Genomic DNA, 695 nt, shown 5'->3' on the forward strand with positions numbered 1-695 from the left:
CCCGCAGACGGCAAGCGATACCGCGACGACGACGAGAGAGCCACCGCCGTCGCTCGACGACGCACCGGCAGCACGGCGCCCACCGCACCGGCGAGCAGCCCCCACCAGCCGGCGACGAGCAGCCCGACGAGCGCGCCGAGCAGCACCCCGAGGACGAAGGGGCCACCCCCGCCTCCGCGTCGGCGGCGACGTCGCCCAGCTCGGTGTCCACGTCTGCGTCCACGTCACGCACCGTGGCGTGGACGACTGCGGCCTCCCCGTCGGCGGTGGTCACCGCACCGGAGCGACGCCGCAACCACACCTCGAGCGCCCCCCAGAGCACGAGCAGGCCGGCGAGCAGGGCACCGATGCCCAGGGCCAGCCGGTGGTGGCCGTTGGGGACGAAGTCGACCGTGACCCCGACCGCTCCCCCGGCAGGGACGACGAAGGCCTGGCGCCATCCGTCGACGGTCACCGGCTCGAGGATGCTCCCGTCCTCGGTCGTCGCCTGCCAGCCCGCGTTGGCCCCCTGCGAGAGCACGAGCAGTCCCTCCCCGCCCCGGCCGACGTCGACCTGCCAGCGGCCGGTGTGCTCACGGGTGCTCGTCACGGTGCGGTCGGGCTCGGCGGCGGCGCGCTGCCAGCCCTGCGGCGTGAGGGTGACCATCTCGGCACGAGCGGTCCGGGCCGCGGGCCGCGGTGACCGTGCCGCTGCC

At 76.1% G+C, this 695-nt stretch carries 1 protein-coding gene; it reads right to left on the minus strand.

Going from position 1 to position 695, the window contains the following annotated elements:
- The coding region (locus tag AC2W7J_RS18620; protein WP_485984294.1) for a hypothetical protein at positions 1-646 on the minus strand (646 nt) is incomplete at its 3' end.
- Between the last annotated feature and the right edge of the window lie 49 nt (positions 647-695).

It is taken from the genome of Janibacter sp. CFPM2_SD2 (assembly GCF_057364645.1).